This is a genomic window from Micromonospora sp. NPDC005806 (genome assembly GCF_042871425.1).
In the GTDB taxonomy this organism is placed as follows: domain Bacteria; phylum Actinomycetota; class Actinomycetes; order Mycobacteriales; family Micromonosporaceae; genus Micromonospora.
In genome coordinates this window covers 197457-214970 of sequence record NZ_JBIAIL010000002.1, presented here as the reverse complement: position 1 = coordinate 214970, position 17514 = coordinate 197457, and the positions used below count along the sequence as shown (strand labels likewise).

At 72.1% G+C, this 17514-nt stretch carries 18 protein-coding genes; 13 read left to right on the top strand and 5 right to left on the bottom strand.

Going from position 1 to position 17514, the window contains the following annotated elements:
- Positions 1-89 precede the first annotated feature (89 nt).
- Both ACFYOS_RS03535 and ACFYOS_RS03530 read left to right on the top strand, forming a co-directional pair.
- A complete protein-coding gene (locus tag ACFYOS_RS03535) occupies positions 90-965 on the top strand; it encodes a biotin--[acetyl-CoA-carboxylase] ligase (protein WP_387135695.1) in 876 nt (291 codons plus the stop codon).
- Between the two features lie 79 nt (positions 966-1044).
- A complete protein-coding gene (locus ACFYOS_RS03530) occupies positions 1045-1617 on the top strand; it encodes a PH domain-containing protein (RefSeq protein WP_387135693.1) in 573 nt (190 codons plus the stop codon).
- 117 nt (positions 1618-1734) lie between these two features.
- On the opposite strand, the gene ACFYOS_RS03525 is transcribed toward ACFYOS_RS03530, so the two are convergent.
- Complete coding sequence (locus ACFYOS_RS03525; protein WP_387135691.1) at positions 1735-2433, bottom strand: GtrA family protein; 699 nt, start codon at positions 2431-2433, stop codon at positions 1735-1737.
- A 63-nt stretch (positions 2434-2496) separates the two neighbouring features.
- Positions 2497-3033 carry a GtrA family protein gene (locus ACFYOS_RS03520; RefSeq protein WP_387136045.1) on the bottom strand — a complete coding sequence of 179 codons (537 nt, stop codon included), beginning with the start codon at positions 3031-3033 and terminating at the stop codon, positions 2497-2499.
- Between the two features lie 491 nt (positions 3034-3524).
- Here ACFYOS_RS03520 and ACFYOS_RS03515 point away from each other — a divergent pair, with 491 nt between their 5' ends.
- Genes ACFYOS_RS03515 through ACFYOS_RS03500 form a run of 4 tightly spaced genes read left to right on the top strand, consistent with a single transcriptional unit; the run spans position 3525 to position 8272 of the window.
- The gene (locus ACFYOS_RS03515; RefSeq protein ID WP_387135689.1) at positions 3525-5366 is read left to right on the top strand and encodes a phosphoenolpyruvate carboxykinase (GTP); all 1842 of its coding nucleotides are present in this window, start codon (positions 3525-3527) and stop codon (positions 5364-5366) included.
- A 39-nt stretch (positions 5367-5405) separates the two neighbouring features.
- Entirely contained in the window at positions 5406-6269 is an 864-nt protein-coding gene (locus ACFYOS_RS03510) for a hypothetical protein (protein WP_387135687.1), read from the top strand.
- Between the two features lie 58 nt (positions 6270-6327).
- Positions 6328-7470, top strand: a complete 1143-nt coding sequence (locus ACFYOS_RS03505; protein WP_387135685.1) for a geranylgeranyl reductase family protein — start codon at positions 6328-6330, stop codon at positions 7468-7470.
- A 31-nt stretch (positions 7471-7501) separates the two neighbouring features.
- Positions 7502-8272, top strand: coding sequence for an isoprenyl transferase (locus ACFYOS_RS03500; RefSeq protein ID WP_387135683.1), 771 nt, complete (start codon positions 7502-7504; stop codon positions 8270-8272).
- 19 nt (positions 8273-8291) lie between these two features.
- Here the strand turns inward: ACFYOS_RS03500 and otsB are convergent, their stop codons facing one another.
- The 3 genes from otsB to ACFYOS_RS03485 form a co-directional block, all read right to left on the bottom strand.
- Complete coding sequence (gene otsB, locus ACFYOS_RS03495) at positions 8292-9116, bottom strand: trehalose-phosphatase (RefSeq protein WP_387135681.1); 825 nt, start codon at positions 9114-9116, stop codon at positions 8292-8294.
- A 69-nt stretch (positions 9117-9185) separates the two neighbouring features.
- On the bottom strand, positions 9186-9539 hold the full coding sequence (locus tag ACFYOS_RS03490; RefSeq protein ID WP_387135679.1) for a hypothetical protein: 354 nt from the start codon (positions 9537-9539) through the stop codon (positions 9186-9188).
- A 178-nt stretch (positions 9540-9717) separates the two neighbouring features.
- On the bottom strand, positions 9718-10152 hold the full coding sequence (locus ACFYOS_RS03485; RefSeq protein ID WP_387135677.1) for a helix-turn-helix domain-containing protein: 435 nt from the start codon (positions 10150-10152) through the stop codon (positions 9718-9720).
- 264 nt (positions 10153-10416) lie between these two features.
- Between ACFYOS_RS03485 and ACFYOS_RS03480 the strand changes: the two genes are divergently transcribed.
- From ACFYOS_RS03480 to ACFYOS_RS03450, 7 genes are all read left to right on the top strand, one after another.
- A complete protein-coding gene (locus tag ACFYOS_RS03480) occupies positions 10417-10758 on the top strand; it encodes a hypothetical protein (protein WP_387135675.1) in 342 nt (113 codons plus the stop codon).
- Positions 10755-11201 (top strand): hypothetical protein, encoded by a 447-nt coding sequence (locus tag ACFYOS_RS03475; RefSeq protein WP_387135673.1) that lies wholly within the window; start codon positions 10755-10757, stop codon positions 11199-11201. The genes ACFYOS_RS03480 and ACFYOS_RS03475 overlap by 4 nt, the downstream gene beginning before the upstream one ends.
- 342 nt (positions 11202-11543) lie before the next feature.
- Positions 11544-12959: a PhoH family protein gene (locus ACFYOS_RS03470; protein WP_387135671.1), complete on the top strand. Its 1416-nt coding sequence runs from the start codon at positions 11544-11546 to the stop codon at positions 12957-12959.
- 285 nt (positions 12960-13244) lie between these two features.
- Positions 13245-13919 (top strand): lytic transglycosylase domain-containing protein, encoded by a 675-nt coding sequence (locus ACFYOS_RS03465; RefSeq protein ID WP_387135669.1) that lies wholly within the window; start codon positions 13245-13247, stop codon positions 13917-13919.
- 114 nt (positions 13920-14033) lie between these two features.
- The gene (locus ACFYOS_RS03460) at positions 14034-14693 is read left to right on the top strand and encodes a rhomboid family intramembrane serine protease (RefSeq protein WP_387135667.1); all 660 of its coding nucleotides are present in this window, start codon (positions 14034-14036) and stop codon (positions 14691-14693) included.
- Positions 14694-14796: 103 nt separating this feature from the next.
- Positions 14797-15765 carry an NAD(P)/FAD-dependent oxidoreductase gene (locus ACFYOS_RS03455; RefSeq protein ID WP_387135665.1) on the top strand — a complete coding sequence of 323 codons (969 nt, stop codon included), beginning with the start codon at positions 14797-14799 and terminating at the stop codon, positions 15763-15765.
- Positions 15766-15823: 58 nt separating this feature from the next.
- Complete coding sequence (locus ACFYOS_RS03450; protein ID WP_387135663.1) at positions 15824-17509, top strand: hypothetical protein; 1686 nt, start codon at positions 15824-15826, stop codon at positions 17507-17509.
- Positions 17510-17514 lie beyond the last annotated feature (5 nt).

Below are 17514 nucleotides of genomic sequence, written 5' to 3'. Positions count from 1 at the left end.
TATAACGATGGTTCAGGAGGGCGCCGCTGTGCAGTGCGCCTCACCGGCTTCCGGGCGACCGTGCCGACGCGGGGCCGTAGGCTGGCGGGATGGCCGGTTCGCCGTACACCGATCTGGACCGCCCGCCGCTGTCGGCGGCCCGACTGCGGCGCGCGCTGGTCGCCCCGCACGGCCCGTGGCGTCGCCTGGAGCTGCGCGCGGAGACCGGCTCGACCAACGCCGACGTGGTCGAGGCCGCGCGGTCCGGCGAGCCGGAGGGCCTGGTGGTGGTCGCCGAGCGACAGACCGCCGGCCGCGGTCGGCGCGGCCGGGTCTGGCAGTCGCCGCCCCGGGCCGGCATCGCGACCAGCGTCCTGCTCCGGCCGGGCGACGCCGTCGCGGAGCGCGGCTGGTCGCCCGTGCCACCCCTGCGCTACGGCTGGCTGCCGCTGCTCGCCGGGGTCGCCCTGGTCGAGGCGGTGGCCCGGCTGGCCGAGCTGGACGCCCGCCTGAAGTGGCCCAACGACCTGCTGATCGACGGCGCCAAGTGCGCCGGTGTGCTGGCCGAGGCGGTGCCGGGTGACTCCGCGGCGCAGCAGCCCGCGATCGTGGTCGGCATCGGCCTCAACGTCACCCTCCGCGCCGACGAGCTGCCGGAGAACCCGACCGGGCTGCCGGCCACCTCGCTCCAGCTCGCCGGGGCCGCCGCCACCGACCGGGACCCGCTGCTGCGCGCCCTGCTTCGCTCCCTCGCCGACTGGTACGAGCGGTGGCGCGACGCCGGCGGTGAGGCGGTCACCAGCGGCTTGCGGGACGCCTACGTGGCGGCCTGCGCCACCGTCGGTCGCGAGGTCCGGGTGCTGCTCCCGGACGGCAGCGAGGTACGCGGCACCGCCACCGGGGTGGACGCCGACGGCCAGTTGCTGGTCGACGGCCGCGACGGGGAGCTGCGCCTGGCCGCCGGCGACGTGCTGCACGTGCGGTGAGCACCCCCCGCGCGGCCGATCCCGCTGGGATGCGTCGACCGGTTACGGTCAGCGCGTCCTGTTCTGCGAGGAGGTTAACGTGGCGTTCCCCGAAGACGTGCTCACCGAGGACGAGCACGTCGTGCTGCACCTGCACCCGCACTGGAAGGCGCTGATCCGGCCCATCCTGGTGCTGGTGGTCGCCGTCGCGGCGGTGGTCGCGGGCTCGGTCCTGCTGCCCGCGGGTGGCGGTGGCACGATCGCGCTCTACGCGATCGCCGTGCTCGGCCTGGCGCTGGTGCTCTGGCTGGGCCTGTGGCCGTTCCTGGTCTGGCGTACCACCCACTACCTCTTCACCAATGAGCGGGTGCTGCTCCAGGAGGGGGTCTTCTCCCGTAACCGGCGGGACCTGCCGCTGACCCGGATCAACGACCACTCCATGCACCAGCGCTTCCTGGAGCGACTGCTCGGCTGCGGCACCCTGACCATCGAGTCGGCCGGCGAGCGCGGCCAGTCGGTGCTCGACGACGTGCCGCACGTCGACCGGGTGCAGACCAAGCTCTACGAGCTGGTCGAGGCGCACCACGACAAGCACAGCCTGGGCGACGGCGAGATGCGCGAGATCCTGGCCGACATGCGCGAGGGCAAACCCCTCCGCGACCCCTCCGCCTGATCCGGGGCCACCTTGTCGATCAAGAAGTTTGCGTCGGATCCGCGCTTCTGCCCGACGCAGACTTCTTGATCAGACCCCGCGTTGGCCGGGCCCGGAGGGCGCCGGCCAAGGCTGCGGTCAGCGGCGGCGGGGGCGGCGGGGGGTGGGCTGGAGGTCGGCGGTCAGGTCGGTCTTGAAGATGTGGCCCAGGGCGGCATCGGCCGGGGCGGGGCGGGGTTGAGCCGGCGCGTAGTCGGGCCGCCAGTCCCCGGCCGTCCCCGGTCGGGGCTCGGTCTCCTCCAGTTCGCTGACCGACTCGGCCAGCTCCGCCACCGGGTCCATCTCCGCCACGGTGTCCCACTCGTCGCGCGGGATGCTGTGCCAGGTCTCCTCGGCGTGCTTCGGGACCGGCTGGAAGACGAATGTCCGGTACGACCAGAAACGGAACAGGGTCGCCAGCAGGACGCCGCCGGTCTTCGCGACGTTCAGCATCAGCAGGCTGGTGACTCCGAGTCCGTACTTCGCCGCCGCCAGGACGCCGAGTTCGATGAGTAGGCCGGTGGCGTTGAACAGGAAGAACAGGACGTATTCGCGCTGGAGCGCAGACTTGGGGCGATCCCGGTACGTCCAGTGGCGGTTCATCAGATACGACGTGATCGTCGCCACGATGGTCGCGATCACCGTCGCCTTGAGCTGGCCGTTTTGGAAAACCGTGAGTGCCAGCGCGTTGAACACCGCGTAATTGATGACGGTGTTGATGCCGCCGACGATGCCGAATTTGAGCGCCTCGTGGACGAACTTCTGCCAGCGCTCGGGCAGCAGACGGACAAGAGGCATGCGGAACACCTTAGGGCAGCAGGCAGGGCCGACTCGGCCCGGCAGGACGGAGTGGGCGGTAGGTCACGCCCCGGACTCTCGGTCGTGGCTCGTTCCCGGAACAGGTGGAGTTCCCGCCGCCACGAAAACGAACCGCCGGTACGACCAGAATCGGAACAGCGTCCCGAGCCCGGTGCCGACGACGAAGCTGGCGATGTTGTCGGCCAGCGGGGTCTGGAACACCTCCGGCCACACGCTCCCCAGGCCGTAGCGGCTGATCGCCAGGCAGGCCACCGCGATGCCGAGGCCCACTCCGTTGAAGAAGAAGAACAGCGCGTACTCGCGGGCCGGGTGGGAGCGCTGGCGGTGCCGCCAGGTCCAGAACCGGTTGCCGAGGAACGCCACGGTCGCCGCGATCACGGTGGAGATGGTCTTCGCCGCCACCGGTGGCATGTGCCGGACGCTGGCCAGGTAGTTGAAGAGCGCGAGGTCGATGAGGAAGGCGAGCCCGCCCACCGTGGCGAACTTGCTCATCTCGTGGACCAGGTGGCCGAACCGGTCGAGCAGCGCGCGGAGCAGACCCGGACGGGTCTGCGGAGCCACCGGTTGGTTCCGGGTCATCGTCGCGGCCACCCGCCGAGAGTACCGGTTCGGTGCACTTGGGAGCGGTAACAACGGCGAGCGGGCCCGCGCGCGGCCCTCGGCCGCTCCGCGGCGTCCATGGCGCCGTCCGACGGCCGGCTCTCCGTTCCGATCTCCGTGAGCGGAGCGTAACCCCGCGTGCGGAATTGTGGACGGGATCACGGAATCGTCGTTCGCGACACCGGCGTGTGCTTACGCGCATGGCGCACTCGGCGGAGGCCGGTGTCGTCGGGGCCTGTCGAAGGTTCTCGGCAGGATTTGCGTGAAACTGCGCGCGAAAGCGGGTATTAGATCGCGATGCCGCAGCGTGGCCGTACCTTGTGCAGTTCTTCACAACCAGTCCCACTGACTGGCGAGGCAGCCCGGTTTACGCTGAGCCCAATCCCAGGTTTCCACGAAGGCGACGGACTTGCTCGCCAGTACTCGTGCATCCCATACATCGGTCAGCGTCGACCACAAGGAGATGTGACATGGTTGCTCCGGCTACTGTTCGGGGTATCGATCAGGCCCCGACGTCCCACCCCAAACTGCTCGCCTGGGTACGTGAGGTCGCGGAACTGACCACCCCGGACCGGGTGGTCTGGGTGGACGGGTCCGATGAGGAGTGGCGTCGCCTCACCGACGAGCTCGTCGAGAACGGCACCCTGATCCGGCTGAACCCCGAGAAGAAGCCCAACTCGTTCTACGCGCGGACCGACCCGACGGACGTCGCCCGGGTCGAGGAGCGCACCTTCATCTGCTCCGTCGACGAGGCGGACGCCGGCCCGACCAACAACTGGATGGCGCCGGCCGAGATGAAGCGGACGATGACGGAGCTGTACCGCGGCAGCATGCGCGGGCGCACCATGTACGTCATCCCGTTCGTCATGGGCCCGGTCGAGGCGGAGAAGCCCATGTTCGGCGTCGAGATCACCGACAGCGGGTACGTCGTCGCCTCGATGCGCATCATGACCCGGATGGGCGCCAAGGTCCTCGAGGCGATGGGCGACGACGCCGACTTCGTGCACGCGCTGCACTCCATCGGCGCCCCGCTCTCCCCCGGCCAGCAGGACGTGGCGTGGCCGTGCAACGAGACGAAGTACATCTCGCACTTCCCGGAGACCCGGGAGATCTGGTCCTTCGGCTCCGGCTACGGCGGCAACTCGCTGCTCGGCAAGAAGTGCTACTCGCTGCGGATCGCCAGCGTGATGGGTCGGGACGAGGGCTGGCTCGCCGAGCACATGCTGATCCTCAAGATCACCTCGCCGGAGGGTCGCGTCTACCACGTGGCCGGCGCATTCCCGTCGGCCTGCGGCAAGACCAACCTCGCCATGCTGGAGCCGACCATCCCCGGGTGGAAGGTCGAGACCATCGGTGACGACATCGCCTGGATGCGGTTCGGCCCGGACGGCCGGCTCTACGCGATCAACCCGGAGTTCGGCCTCTTCGGCGTCGCGCCGGGCACCGACTGGAAGACCAACGCCAACGCGATGCGGACCCTGGAGCGCGGCAACAGCGTCTTCACCAACGTGGCCCTCACCGACGACGGCGACATCTGGTGGGAGGGCATGGGCGAGCCGCCGGCGCACCTGATCGACTGGAAGGGCAACGACTGGACGCCGGAGAGCGAAAACCTCTCCTCGCACGCGAACAGCCGGTTCTGCACGCCCATCACCCAGTGCCCGATCCTGGCCGACGACTACTACGACCCGAACGGCGTGCCGATCGACGCCATCCTGTTCGGCGGCCGCCGCCGGGACACCGTGCCGCTGGTCACCGAGGCCCGCGACTGGGTGCACGGCGTCTACATGGGGGCCACGCTCTCCTCGGAGACCACCGCCGCCGCCTCCGGCGCGGTCGGTGTGGTCCGCCGCGACCCGATGGCGATGCTGCCGTTCATCGGCTACCACGCCGGCGACTACTTCCGGCACTGGATCGAGATGGGCAAGGGCGTCGACGGCGACGAGGCCAAGCTGCCCAAGATCTACTACGTCAACTGGTTCCGCAAGGACCCCGAGGGCAGCTTCCTCTGGCCGGGCTTCGGCGAGAACGCCCGGGTGCTCAAGTGGATCATCGAGCGGATCGAGGGTCGGGCCGAGGCCGTCGAGACCCCGATCGGCATGGTCCCGGCCCAGGACGCGCTGGACGTCGAGGGCCTGGACATGACCCCCGAGGACGTCCGGATCGCCATGAAGGTCGACCCGGAGGAGTGGCGCAACGAGCTGCCACTGGTCACCGAGTGGTTCGAGAAGTTCGGGGACAAGCTCCCCGGCGTCCTCTGGGCCGAGCTGGACGCCCTGCGCGCCCGGCTGGACGCGGAGCCGCAGCGGTAGAGGTGTGACCGTTGCCCGCACCGGGCAACATCGGATGCCATGAGGACGGCCGCCGAACCTGTCGAGGTCCGGCGGCCGTCCGCCGTCCGGGCGCTCACCACGCTGCTCGCCGTCACGGCGGCGGCCACCGTCGTGGTCGACCTGCTCAACTACTGGTACGCCCCGGAGCAGGAGTTCGGGCTGGCCGTGCGCACCGGCTGGGCGATGCTCCGCTCGCTCGGCTTCCTGGTGCTGATCGGGCACGTCAACCGGGGCCGGGTGGCGGCGCGGCCGTTCGGGCTGATCCTCGCGATCACCACCGTCTTCGCGGTGGGGCGCCTGGTCGTACCCCGGTCGGGGGTGCCGCCGCTGCCCGGCCTGCTCGGGTTCGGGCTGCTCACCGCGCTCTGCGCGGCCGTGGTGGCGCTGCTCTACCGGTCCGACGCGGTGGGCGGGCACCTGGTCCGGCACCGCAAGGGCCTGGTGATCGAGGGCGGCACGATCTCCTGGCGGGAGGTCACTCCGAAGCGCCCACCGGTCACCGGTTGGCTGCTGACCGCCCGGGTCGCCGCGTTCACGTACAGCCCGCTGATGCTGGTCCCGGCCCTGGTCGCCGGCGGGTCCATCCTGGACGGCCGGCTCAGCGCCGGACCGCCGGTGCTGTTCTGGTTCGGCGCCGGCATCGCGGTCAGCTATCTGGTGCTCTTCTGCACCGCGTTCCTGATGCGGGACCGCCGCTGGGCCCGCAAGCTGCTGGTCGCCGTCACCCTCGGCGTGCTCGCCGTGGACCTGCCCCTCTGCCGGTGGCTCCTCGGCCTCGACGGCCTGATCCGCGACGGCGGTCCCCTCCTTGCCGCCGCCCTCCTCACCCTCTACGCCCTCCACCGCGCCACCCACATCCCGCCCCCACCCTCGGCCAGTTGACACCGTTGAGCGGGCGCGGCGGGCGGAGTGGCACCGGAAAACGGGGGAGGATGGGGCCGTGGGGGACGAGTGGGACGTGATCGTGGTAGGGGCGGGGCCGGCCGGGTCGGCGGCGGCACTGGCCGCGCGGCGGGGCGGGGCCCGGGTGCTGCTGCTGGACCGGCACGACTTCCCCCGGGACAAGGCCTGCGGCGACGGCATCGCGGCACACACGCTGGACGTCCTCGCCGAGCTGGGTGTGACCGGTGCCGTCGACGGATACGCCCCGGTGCCGGCGCTGCGCCTCGTCGGCCCCGGCGGCGACGAGGTGGCCCGGGCGCTGCCCCGGCCCGCGTACACGGTGCCCCGGACGGTGTTCGACGCCCGGCTGGTGGCCGCGGCGGTCGCCGCCGGCGCGGAGCTGCGCCGACATGCCGTACGCCGGGTCGAGCTGCGCGACGACCGCGTGGTGCTCGACGGCGAGCTGGCCGGCCGGACGGTGGTGGGGGCGGACGGCGCGGGCTCGCTGGTCCGCCGGGCGCTCGGCCACCCGGTGAACCCGGACGGCCACCTCGCGCTGGCCATCCGCGGCTACGCCCCGGCGCTGCCCGGCCCGCCCGAACAGCGCATCGTCACCTCGTCGCGGGGCTGGCCGGCGTACGCCTGGTCCTTCCCGATCGGTGACGGCCGGGCGAACGTCGGGTACGGGGAGGTGCTGCGCGGCGAGCCGCTGAGCCGGGCGCACCTGCTGGACCGCCTGGCCGCGCTGCTGCCCGGCACCGATCCGGCCACGGTCACCGAGCTGCGGGCTCACCACCTGCCGCTCTCCACGCACCGGCCGGCCCCAGGGCAGGGCCGGGTGGTGCTGGCCGGCGACGCGCTCTCGCTGATCAACCCGTTCACCGGCGAGGGCATCTTCTACGCCCTGCGCTCCGGGGCTCTGGCCGGTGCGGCGGCGGCGGGCAGCCCGGCCCAGGCGGCCCGCCGGTACGCCGACACCTTCCGCCGGCGACTCGGCACGCACCTGCGGCACAGCTCGGTCGCCGCCTGGCTGGCCCAACGGCGGTGGGTGGTGGACGGGGCGGTCCGGGCGGCCCGGCGCGACGACCGGGTCTACCGGGCCCTGGTGGAGCTGGGACTGGGTGACGGACGTCTCGATGTACGCATCCTGGCCAAGATCGCTATCGGTCTCACCGAGCGGGATCGGCCACCGCGGCACTGATCTTCAATCCGGGTCGCTACCCTGCAAGGTGATGACTCTGCGGAAACTCCTCTACTCCGTGTACGAGCGCCGGCTGACGGCGAAGCTCGCGGGCAAGCCGGTGCCCCGGCACGTCGGCGTGATGTGTGACGGCAACCGCAGGTGGGCCCGGGAGATGGGTTTCGTCGACCCGAACGACGGCCACCGGATGGGCGCGGAGCGGATCAAGGAGCTGCTGCGCTGGTGCGACGCGGCCGGCGTCGGGCACGTCACGCTCTGGCTGCTCTCCACCGACAACCTCTCCCGGCCGGCCGCCGAGCTGGACCCGCTGCTCCAGATCATCGAGGACCTCACCACCGAGTTGGCCGAGGACGGCAACCCCTGGCGGCTGCGGATGGTCGGGGCGCTGGACGTGCTGCCCGCGCAGCACGCCGCCGCGCTCAAGGCCGCCGAGGAGCGCACCCGGGCCCGTAGCGGCGGGGCGCAGGTCAACATCGCCGTCGGGTACGGCGGGCGGCGCGAGATCGCCGACGCGGTCCGCTCGCTGCTGTTGGAGCACGCGGCGACCGGCGGCACCATCGAGGAGCTGGCCAACTCGATCGACGTCGACCACATCTCCGAGCACCTCTACACCAAGGGCCTGCCCGACCCGGACCTGATCATCCGGACCAGCGGCGAGCAGCGCCTCTCCGGCTTCATGCTCTGGCAGTCGGCCCACTCGGAGTTCTACTTCTGCGAGCTCAACTGGCCCGACTTCCGCCGCGTCGACTTCCTCCGCGCCCTGCGCTCCTACGCCACCCGCCAACGCCGCTTCGGCGTCTGACGCCGCCGGCCCGGCCGGGTCAGCGGAGGTGGGGGAGGGCTGCGGTGAGGAAGTCGGCCAGGGCGGCGGGGGAGTCGAGGGTGAGGTCGGCGGCGTCGGCCACCTCGTGACCGGTCTCCGGGTTGGCTACGGCGACGCACACGCCGATGAACTCCGGGTCGGCGGCGGCCCGGGCGCGCAGCGCCGCGAAGGCCTTGATGTCGGAGACGTCGTCGCCGAAGTACCAGGCGCCGCCGGCGTCCCGGACCACCTCGCCGATGACCATGCCCTTGTCCCGGTCGACCGGGGGCTTCAACTCCAGCACCATCCGCCCGGCCTGGCAGCGCAGGCCGAGCCGGTCGGCCTGGGCCCGACCCCACTCCTGGACCAGGTCGCCGAGCTGCGGGGCGGTGCGCCAGTGCAGCGCGACGGAGAGCCGCTTGAACTCCACCAGGGCGCCGGGCGGCAACTCGGCGCGGGCCCGCTCGGCCAGCTCGGCCATGGTGGGCACCCAGGGCAGGGCGGCCGGCTCGGTGACGGTCTCGCCGCCGGAGTGGCTGTGCTCCAGGCCGTAGAGGCCGTACAGGTCGATGCCGGCGAGGCCACCGAGGCGGTCGCGGAGGAACTCCACCGGTCGCGCGGAGACGATGGCGATCCGGCGTACGCGGGGGGCGAGCGCCTCCAGCGCGGCGAGCACCTTCGGGGCGGGCTGGACCGCGGTGGGGTCGTCGCCGACCGGCGCGAGGGTGCCGTCGAAGTCGAAGAAGAACACCACGTCGGCCGCGCGTGCGGCGGTGGCGCGCCACGCGTGCTCGGCGTGCGACGGGGTCTGCGGCTGCTGGTTGCCCAGATTCAACGGCGGCACGCGCGACAGCGTACCCCGGGCGGGGCAGCGTATTCGTGGCCGAGAAGTGACGTCCGACCGGCGTGGGAATCAGCGTTCGGCGGCTCCCCGTCCCCGGCGTCCGAACGGCACCACGGCCGCCTCCTGACCGTGGCTGAGCAGGTAGCCCTCCACGAATCCGGTGTTCCGGTCGCCAGTGTGCGCCTCGATCTCGTTGAGCCGCGCCACCAGGAATTCGGTGAGCGCGCTCAGCCGGTCGTTGAGCCGGTCGTGCAACTCGGCGAGAACGGCGAGGACCACCGCGGTGCCGGCCGTGGTGAGGGTGAAGAGATTGACGACCAGGGGAAGCTGCCCGCCGTTCAGTACACCGACCACCACGTTGCCGGTCACGCACGATGTCACCGACACCACCGCGACCACGACTGCCCACCATTTCAGGGTCATGGACAGACCCCTCCTTCTGTCCCGCAGGGCTGGGTTCGGCCTTGTCCCGTCCCCCCGCCGATGACGAGCCCAAGCAGTACGAATAGGGACGCTAGCGCGCCCTTTCCGGCCCCGGAGGGGAACAATCAGGTCTGCCCTACGGTTCTTTCGCCATTTGCGGAACCGCGCGGCGGGTCGTCTATCCGGCCTGCCTGCCTCGTTTTCCGGCATCGACGGGCATGGTCGGGCGATAGGCGAGGTAGCGAATGGTTTCTCGAATGTGGAACTTCTCCGCCTCGGAGACGTTCGGGTCGACCAGCCGGCGCAGCAGCGCCTCGACGTCCGGGTCCATCGGCGGCGGGGTGGGGGCGGTGCGCGTCGTGGCGGCCCGGTCCCAGCCGAGCGCGGTGAAGGCCGCCGCCGGGTTGAGGCCCAGCCCCTCGCAGAACGCCACCACCCGCTCCACCTCGGGGTCGCTGGCCCAGTCGCCGCGCACCCACCGGTTGACCGTCTGCCGGGAGACGCCGGTGCGCCGGGAGACCTCGGTGCCGCTCCAGGCCCGCATGGCCCGCGCGTCGTCCAGCGCACGGCGGACGAAGGTGGCGAAGGCGATCTTCCGTGCGTTGGCGGTCACCCCGTGACCGTACGGCCACGCCGCCTTCCCCTGGCGGCCCGGCGTACTGCTGTCACGCTGATGTGACGGCTGACCCGGATTTCCGGTAAACGATTCAGTGCTGTTCCTGAGGGGTGTCACCCGGGCAGAATAGATGGACGCCAGTACGGCGGCAAACAGACGAAAAGCTGATACTGTCACGCGCATGAGACAACTTACGGTGTGTCACGTGGATGAGACGACGAGTGCTCACATGCGTCACTCCGCAGGTGCCGAGGGGGTCTCGTGACCGAGCTCGCGACCCGTGCCCAGGCCTTCGGCCTGATCGCGGACGGAGTGGCCGCCGGGCTGACCGCCCCGTGGCGTCTCTACCTCGCCCGGGGCTGCCGCTACGTCTCCCTCAGCGTCGGTGACCGGGACGAGTGGAACGCCTGGCGTACCCACCTCGGCTGCCCGGAACTGAGCGTCCGGGTCTACGACGCCGGCGGCGAGATCCGTCGGGCCTCGGTCGCCGAGGTGGTCCTGGACGGCTGCCGGATCAGCGTCGAGCTGGTTGAGGAGATCAGCACCGAGGACCTGGAGCGGCTGCTGGTCGTCGACCCCCTGGCCGAGCCGGAGGAGCGATGAGCCCGTTCCTCGCCGTCGTCCTAGTCCTCGTGCTCGGATCGACGTGCTACGCGGCGGGGCGGCTGCACGGCCAGCTCAGCTACCGGATCGGCTACCGGTTCGGCTACCGGCAGGGCTACTTCGACGGGGACCGGGGCGCCTGGAACCGGCGGCGCCGCGACGCCCAGTCCGCCATCGCCTCGGCGCGGGCCCGGCCCACCCCGGTGTCGGTGACCGCCGCGGCGACCCGCGCCACCGTTCCGTTCGCCGGTACGGCCGTCCCGGCCGCGGTCACCGCCCGGCCGGCCTCCGGCCCGTCCCCGCGGGCCACCGCCACCGCGACCGCGCAGCTCGGCGGGCTCGTCACCCGGCAGGGCACCACGTACACCGGGTCCTCGTTCAGCGCGTCCGCCCGGTCGGCGGGCGGCCGGCAGACCGGAACGCTGGTTCGGCGGCAGGGCTGAGGCCGGGGCAAGGCACGGTGCGTCGTCCGCGGCGGACACGCACCGTCGGGGCCACGTCAGACCGGTGACGGTGGCTCCCCGGCCGGGATGCGCGCAGGGGGCACGCATCCCGGCCGGTTCGCCGCACACCGTTCACCTCCCGGTCGGGTGGGATCCACGGCGACCACTAGCCGACGGGCCGTCCTGGCACTAGCGTCTAGGCATGGCACGGGGTTTTCCCGAGCCAGCCGGACAGCCCGGACCTGCGACCTCGCGCACGGGGCCCGCATCCGACCCCGTGTCCACCGGGCACCGGACGAGGCGGAACTCGGGTGGCCGGGTGCCCATCCGCGGAGCAGGCCTGTGACCACTCGCCGTACCCCCGCCGGTGCCGACCAGACCCCGGGCGCGACCGCCACGACCCGCCGGACCACCCGCAGTCGCCGTACGGCGGCGGCCGCGTCGGCCGGCGCCAAGGAGCCCCGACCAGCCGGCCTGGCCTTCGTCCTGGACACCTCAGTCCTGCTCTCCGATCCCGCGGCGTTCCACCGCTTCGCCGAGCACGAGGTGGTGCTGCCGCTGGTGGTCATCTCCGAGTTGGAGGGGAAGCGGCACCACCCCGAGCTGGGCTGGTTCGCCCGCCAGTCGCTGCGCATGCTGGACGAGCTGCGGGTGAAGCACGGCCGGCTGGACCGGCCGATCCCCGCCAACGATCAGGGCGGCACCCTGCGGGTGGAGCTGAACCACACCGACGACGGCGTGCTGCCGCCCGGCTTCCGTACCGAGTCGAACGACGCCCGGATCCTCTCCGTGGCGCTCAACCTGGCCGCCGAGGGGCGGGAGGTCACCCTGGTCAGCAAGGACATGCCGCTGCGGGTGAAGGCGGCCTCGGTCGGCCTGCGGGCCGACGAGTACCGGCACGGCCAGGCCAGCGATCCGACCTGGACCGGCATGACCGAGCTGGAGCTGGCCGAGGAGGAGATCGCCCGGCTGTACGCGGGCGAGTCGCTGGACCTGGACGCCGCCGCCGGTCTGCCCTGCCACACCGGGCTGGTGCTGCACTCCGGGCGGGGCTCGGCGCTGGGCCGGGTGCTGCCCGACAAGACCGTCCGGCTGGTCCGGGGTGACCGGGAGGCGTTCGGGGTGCACGGCCGCTCGGCGGAGCAGCGGGTCGCCCTCGACCTGCTGCTGGACGAGTCGATCGGCATCGTCTCGCTGGGCGGCCGGGCCGGCACCGGCAAGTCCGCCCTGGCGCTCTGCGCCGGCCTGGAGGCGGTGATGGAGCGTCGCCGGCACAAGAAGGTGATCGTCTTCCGCCCGCTCTACGCGGTCGGCGGCCAGGAGCTCGGCTACCTGCCGGGCTCCGAGTCGGAGAAGATGTCCCCCTGGGCGCAGGCGGTCTTCGACACGCTCGGTTCGGTGGTGCACGAGAACGTGCTGGAGGAGGTCACCTCGCGCGGCCTGCTGGAGGTCCTGCCGCTGACCCACATCCGGGGCCGGAGCCTGCACGACGCGTTCGTGATCGTCGACGAGGCGCAGTCGCTGGAGCGCGGCGTGCTGCTCACCGTGCTGTCCCGGATCGGCCAGGGGTCGCGGGTGGTGCTCACCCACGACGTGGCGCAGCGGGACAACCTCCGGGTGGGGCGACACGACGGGGTGACCGCGGTGATCGAGGCGTTGAAGGGTCATCCGCTCTTCGCGCACGTCACCCTCAGCCGTTCGGAGCGTTCTCCGATCGCCGCCATGGTGACGGATCTGTTGGAGGACATCCCGCTCTGACCCCCATTCGCTGGGATTTATGTCCTGGTTTAAGGGCCTTCACTTTGTGGTGCAGATCACAAATGTCTCGCTTGGTTTCCCATCAGCCTCACTGTGCGCAATGGTGTCCATCGAGCGCCCACGCACCAGGAAGATCGTCGAGCGTCGTTCGCCGCAGTCCGGCGGAGAGCCACGAACAACGGTGCGTCGGCTGCGACCGCAGGGTCGGGGCGCTCACGGCGCCGGGGCGGCCACGGAGGGCCGCCCGTCGCGCTGTGTCCTTGCCCCCGACGAAGGGACCACTTCGTGAGTCGGCTGTGGAGCCGGTTCGGCGCCCGTACGGCCGCTGTCGCGCTGCTCTCCGTGGGCGTTGCCGGCGGCTTCTATTTGGGCGAAGACCGACAGACCCAGCAAGAGGGCCTGACCGCACAGGTCGGCCTGGAGGTCGACCGGGCGGAGTACGCGTACCAGCGGGACCGGCAGGCCGACCACCGGTTGGCGTCGGCCAAGCAGCGGGCCGCCGAGTACCAGGCGAAACTGCGGGCCGCCGCGGCGGCCAAGGAGGCCGCCGAGCGGGCCAAGGAGGCCGAGGCGGCAGCCGCGTCCCGCAAGAAGGAGCGGGAGGCTGCGGCCCAGACCAAGCCGTACGACGGGCCGATCCCGACCTCCTGCGAGGAGTACAGCGGCAACCGGCAGATCGGCTGCGCGCTGATGCTCCAGGAGGGCTTCGGCATCGACCAGTTCCCCTGTCTGGACAAGCTCTGGACCAAGGAGAGCGGCTGGAACCACAAGGCCTACAACGAGGGTTCCGGCGCGTACGGGATCCCGCAGGCGCTGCCGGGCAGCAAGATGGGCTCGGTCGCCAGCGACTGGAAGACCAACCCGGCCACCCAGATCAAGTGGGGCCTCGGCTACATCGAGGGCCGGTACGACGACCCGTGCGGTGCCTGGCAGCACTCGCAGAGCAGCGGCTGGTACTGACCGGACGTTGACGACGGCGGGGTGTGGGAATCCGCACACCCCGCCGTCGTCCTGCTCCGGCGTGGCGCGGCGCGCGAGTGGCGGCCGGCCCCGATTGCTGATAGCTGTTGGTACGTGACCTGGCGCGGCGGCCCCACGGGCGGCGATCCCCATCGGTTCGGCACCGAGGCGTTCTACGCCTCCCTGGGCCGGGCCTTCGTGGCGATGTGCGCGTTCGTGCCGGTCCTGTTCCTCATCGAGGCGCTCGACGTCGGTCTGCACGCGAACCTCGACGTCACCGCCGGCATCATCCCGCGCCGGATTCAGGGGCTCGACGGGGTCGTGTTCTCGCCGTTCCTGCACGTCGGCTGGAACCACCTCTACAGCAACAGCATCCCGCTGATCCTGCTCGGCACCTTCGTGCTGGCCGCCGGCACCCGCCGGTTCCTCTGGTCCACGATGGTGATCATCCTGATCAGCGGGCTGGGGGTGTGGTTCACCGGCTCGCCGAACACGGTGGTGGTCGGCGCGAGCGGCGTCATCTTCGGCTACCTCGGCATCCTGCTCACCCGGGGCGTGGTCGAGCGGAGCTGGTGGAACGTCGCGGTGGTGCTGCTGGTCGGCCTGCTCTACGGCTGGCAGCTGCTCGGCATCCTCCCCACCGACGAGCGCATCTCCTGGCAGGGGCACCTGTTCGGGCTGCTCGGCGGGGTCGTCGCGGCGATCCTGTTCCGCCGTCGCCGGGCCGAGCTGCCCGAGCCGCAGCCCGAGTCGCCCACCGTCACGCTGCCCTGACCCGCCGTCGACCCTTACCTGGGATGTGCTTGCCCGGCAACCCCGGGCCGCCTACCGTCGGGATCAACACGCGTTGATCCGTGGGCGAAAGTGACGGTACGCCATGCGCGAGGTCGATGTCGCCGTGATCGGGGCCGGTCCGGCCGGACTCTTCGCCGCGTACTACGCCGGGTTCCGCGGGCTCTCCGTGGCGGTGGTCGACGCGCTGCCCGAGCCGGGCGGGCAGGTCACCGCGATGTACCCGGAGAAGCTCATCCTCGACGTCGCCGGGTTCCCCGCCGTCAAGGGGCGGGAGCTGGTGGCGAACCTGGTCGCCCAGGCCGCGCCCTTCCACCCCGAGTACCTGCTCGGCACCCGCGCGGAGAAGCTGTCGTACCTCGACGGCCGGCCGGTGCTCGGCCTGGCCGGGGGCGAGCAGCTGCGCTGCGGCGCCGTGGTGGTGACCGGCGGGCTGGGCAGCTTCACGCCCCGGCCGCTGCCGGTGGCCGACAGCTTCGTCGGCGCCGGGATCGTCTACTTCGTACCTCAGCCCGCCGAGCTGGCCGGCCGGGACGTGCTGATCGTGGGTGGCGGCGACTCGGCGTTCGACTGGGCGGTCACGCTCCAACCGATCGCCCGATCGGTGACCCTGGTGCACCGGCGGGAGAAGTTCCGGGCCCACGCCTCGACCGTGGAGCGCGTCCGGTCGCTGCCCGTCCGGGTGGTGGTCAACGCCGAGGTGACCCGGCTGTACGGCGAGGACCGGGTCACCGGCGCCGAGTTCGCCGAGCGTGGCGGCGCGGTGGAGACGCTGCCGGTGGACACCGTGGTCGCCGCCCTCGGCTTCACCGCCGACCTGGGACCGCTCGCCGAGTGGGGGCTGCGGCTGGACCGGCGGCATATCCTGGTGGACAGCGCGATGGCCACCAACCTGCCCCGGGTCTTCGCGGCCGGCGACATCACCAAGTATCCGGGCAAGGTCCGGCTGATCGCCACCGGCTTCGGCGAGGCCGCCACGGCGGTGAACAACGCCGCGGTGGTGATCGATCCGACCGCGCACCTGTTCCCCGGCCACTCCTCCGACGGCAGCTGAGGCCCGATCCACGCCCGAGCGTGGCCTGATCGAGACCGGTCGACGCCATCGTGGACGGATGGAACGACCGGATCCGACCGAGCCCGCTGCCGCCCGCGTCGCGCTGGCCTGGCTGGGTCATCCGGTGACGATGCTCGCGCTGGTCGTTCTGGTGCTGAACGACCACGTGCTCAAGGCCACCCAGCCCGGCTGGCTCACCGGCAAGCTCAGCGACGTCGCCGGTCTGGTGCTCGCCCCGCCGCTGGTGGCGGTGCTCGCTGCGCTGATCGTGCCCCGGATTCCGGTCCGAGCCCTTCCCGGGCTCGGGCTGGGTCTGGTCGGCATCGGCTTCACCGCGGTCAAGACCAGCGGGTACGCCGCGGCAGCCGCCTCGGCGGCGTGGAGCGCGGTCAGCGGGCCGTCGCTGGTCCGGGCCGACCGCACCGACCTGCTGGCCCTGCCCGCCCTGGCCGTGGCCGGCTGGGCCTGGCACCGGGCCCGCCGCGATCCGGTGGGGCGTCGGTCGGCCCGTCTTGTCCGGCTGCTGGTGCTGCTGCCGGCGGCAGCGCTCGCCGTGGCGGCCACCAGTGTCGTCGGGTCTCACGATGCGCTGCGGGCGACCGTGGTCGACGGCCGGCTGGCCGCCGGTACCGGGTCGAGTACGGGCGCCCGCATCATGTGGCCCGCGACAACCTGGCGGCTGAGTGACGACGGTGGCGAGACCTGGCGTTCTCCGACACCCGCCGAGCAGCAGGTCCTGGATCCGTTCCCGCCGTCGCCCGGGTCACCCGTCGCCCCGCCGCCGTCCGCGATCGCATCTATCCCCTCCGCGCCGGTGCGGGAGGACTGCTCGACCGCAACGCCGCAGCGTTGCTACCGCCTGGTGGCCGGGCGGATCCGGGTGGAGGAGAGCGACGACGCCGGCCGGACCTGGCGACTGGCCTGGGAGGTCACCGAGAGGCAACGGGCGATCCTGAGCCGGCGGTACCAGGACGCCGGACCGCGCGGGGAGCGGATCACGGGCCAGGAACTGGCCGTGCTGGACGTCGGCGGTGGGCGGCACGTGGTGCTGGTCGCGAACGGCCGGGACGGCTTCGCCGTGCGCGGGCCCGAGGGCGACTGGCGGCGGATCGGATTCGCTGAAGTCCCCAACGGTGGCAGCCCACCGCCGCTCGGCGCGAGTTCGCCCGCGGCCCGCCACTCCGACCCGCTCCGAGCCGGGCTGCTGGCATTCGCCCTGGCCGGACTGGTGCTCGTCGTGTCCGGTGTGCGGGCTGGGCGCGGGGTCGGGCGCGGCGGCTGCTTGTCCCTCATGCTGGGTCCGCTCACGCTCGTCACCGTGCTGTTGCTGAGTGTGGTCTGGCTGAGTGACGACCTTCTCACCCCGGTTGCGGCGCTCGGGTGCGTCGTCCTGCTGCTCGGCATGCTGTTGCTCGCCCTGATCCCCAACTGGGTATGGCGCGCGCCGGGGTGGTGGACCCTCGAGGTGCTGCTGGCGGCCGCGCTAACGCTGGTGCTGGCCGGGTTGCCGTTGACCGGCTGGCTCTACGGTCGTCCGGCGTACGCCTCGACCGCCGTGGCGCTCGCCGGGCTGGCCACGGTGCCGGGGCTGCTGCTGGGCTGGCGGGCGGCTCGACTGGTCGGGTCGTTCGTACCGCCCGCCGACCCGCCTTGTCCTCCGCCGGTGCCGGTCGAGCCGCCCGCTGCGGCGCCCGACCCGTCACGCCCGGTACGGCCTGCGGCGCCGGACGAACCGGTCCGCTGACCGGA

What these genes read in the sequence shown, in the direction of transcription:
- ACFYOS_RS03535 (WP_387135695.1), top strand. Translation starts at nt 90, where the DNA reads ATGGCCGGTTCGCCGTACACCGATCTGGACCGCCCGCCGCTGTCGGCG.
- ACFYOS_RS03490 (WP_387135679.1), bottom strand. Translation starts at nt 9,539, where the DNA reads ATGACCCTGAAATGGTGGGCAGTCGTGGTCGCGGTGGTGTCGGTGACA.
- ACFYOS_RS03475 (WP_387135673.1), top strand. Translation starts at nt 10,755, where the DNA reads ATGAGCCCGTTCCTCGCCGTCGTCCTAGTCCTCGTGCTCGGATCGACG.
- ACFYOS_RS03520 (WP_387136045.1), bottom strand. Translation starts at nt 3,033, where the DNA reads ATGACCCGGAACCAACCGGTGGCTCCGCAGACCCGTCCGGGTCTGCTC.
- ACFYOS_RS03500 (WP_387135683.1), top strand. Translation starts at nt 7,502, where the DNA reads ATGACTCTGCGGAAACTCCTCTACTCCGTGTACGAGCGCCGGCTGACG.
- ACFYOS_RS03515 (WP_387135689.1), top strand. Translation starts at nt 3,525, where the DNA reads ATGGTTGCTCCGGCTACTGTTCGGGGTATCGATCAGGCCCCGACGTCC.
- ACFYOS_RS03510 (WP_387135687.1), top strand. Translation starts at nt 5,406, where the DNA reads ATGAGGACGGCCGCCGAACCTGTCGAGGTCCGGCGGCCGTCCGCCGTC.
- ACFYOS_RS03450 (WP_387135663.1), top strand. Translation starts at nt 15,824, where the DNA reads ATGGAACGACCGGATCCGACCGAGCCCGCTGCCGCCCGCGTCGCGCTG.
- ACFYOS_RS03525 (WP_387135691.1), bottom strand. Translation starts at nt 2,433, where the DNA reads ATGCCTCTTGTCCGTCTGCTGCCCGAGCGCTGGCAGAAGTTCGTCCAC.
- ACFYOS_RS03455 (WP_387135665.1), top strand. Translation starts at nt 14,797, where the DNA reads ATGCGCGAGGTCGATGTCGCCGTGATCGGGGCCGGTCCGGCCGGACTC.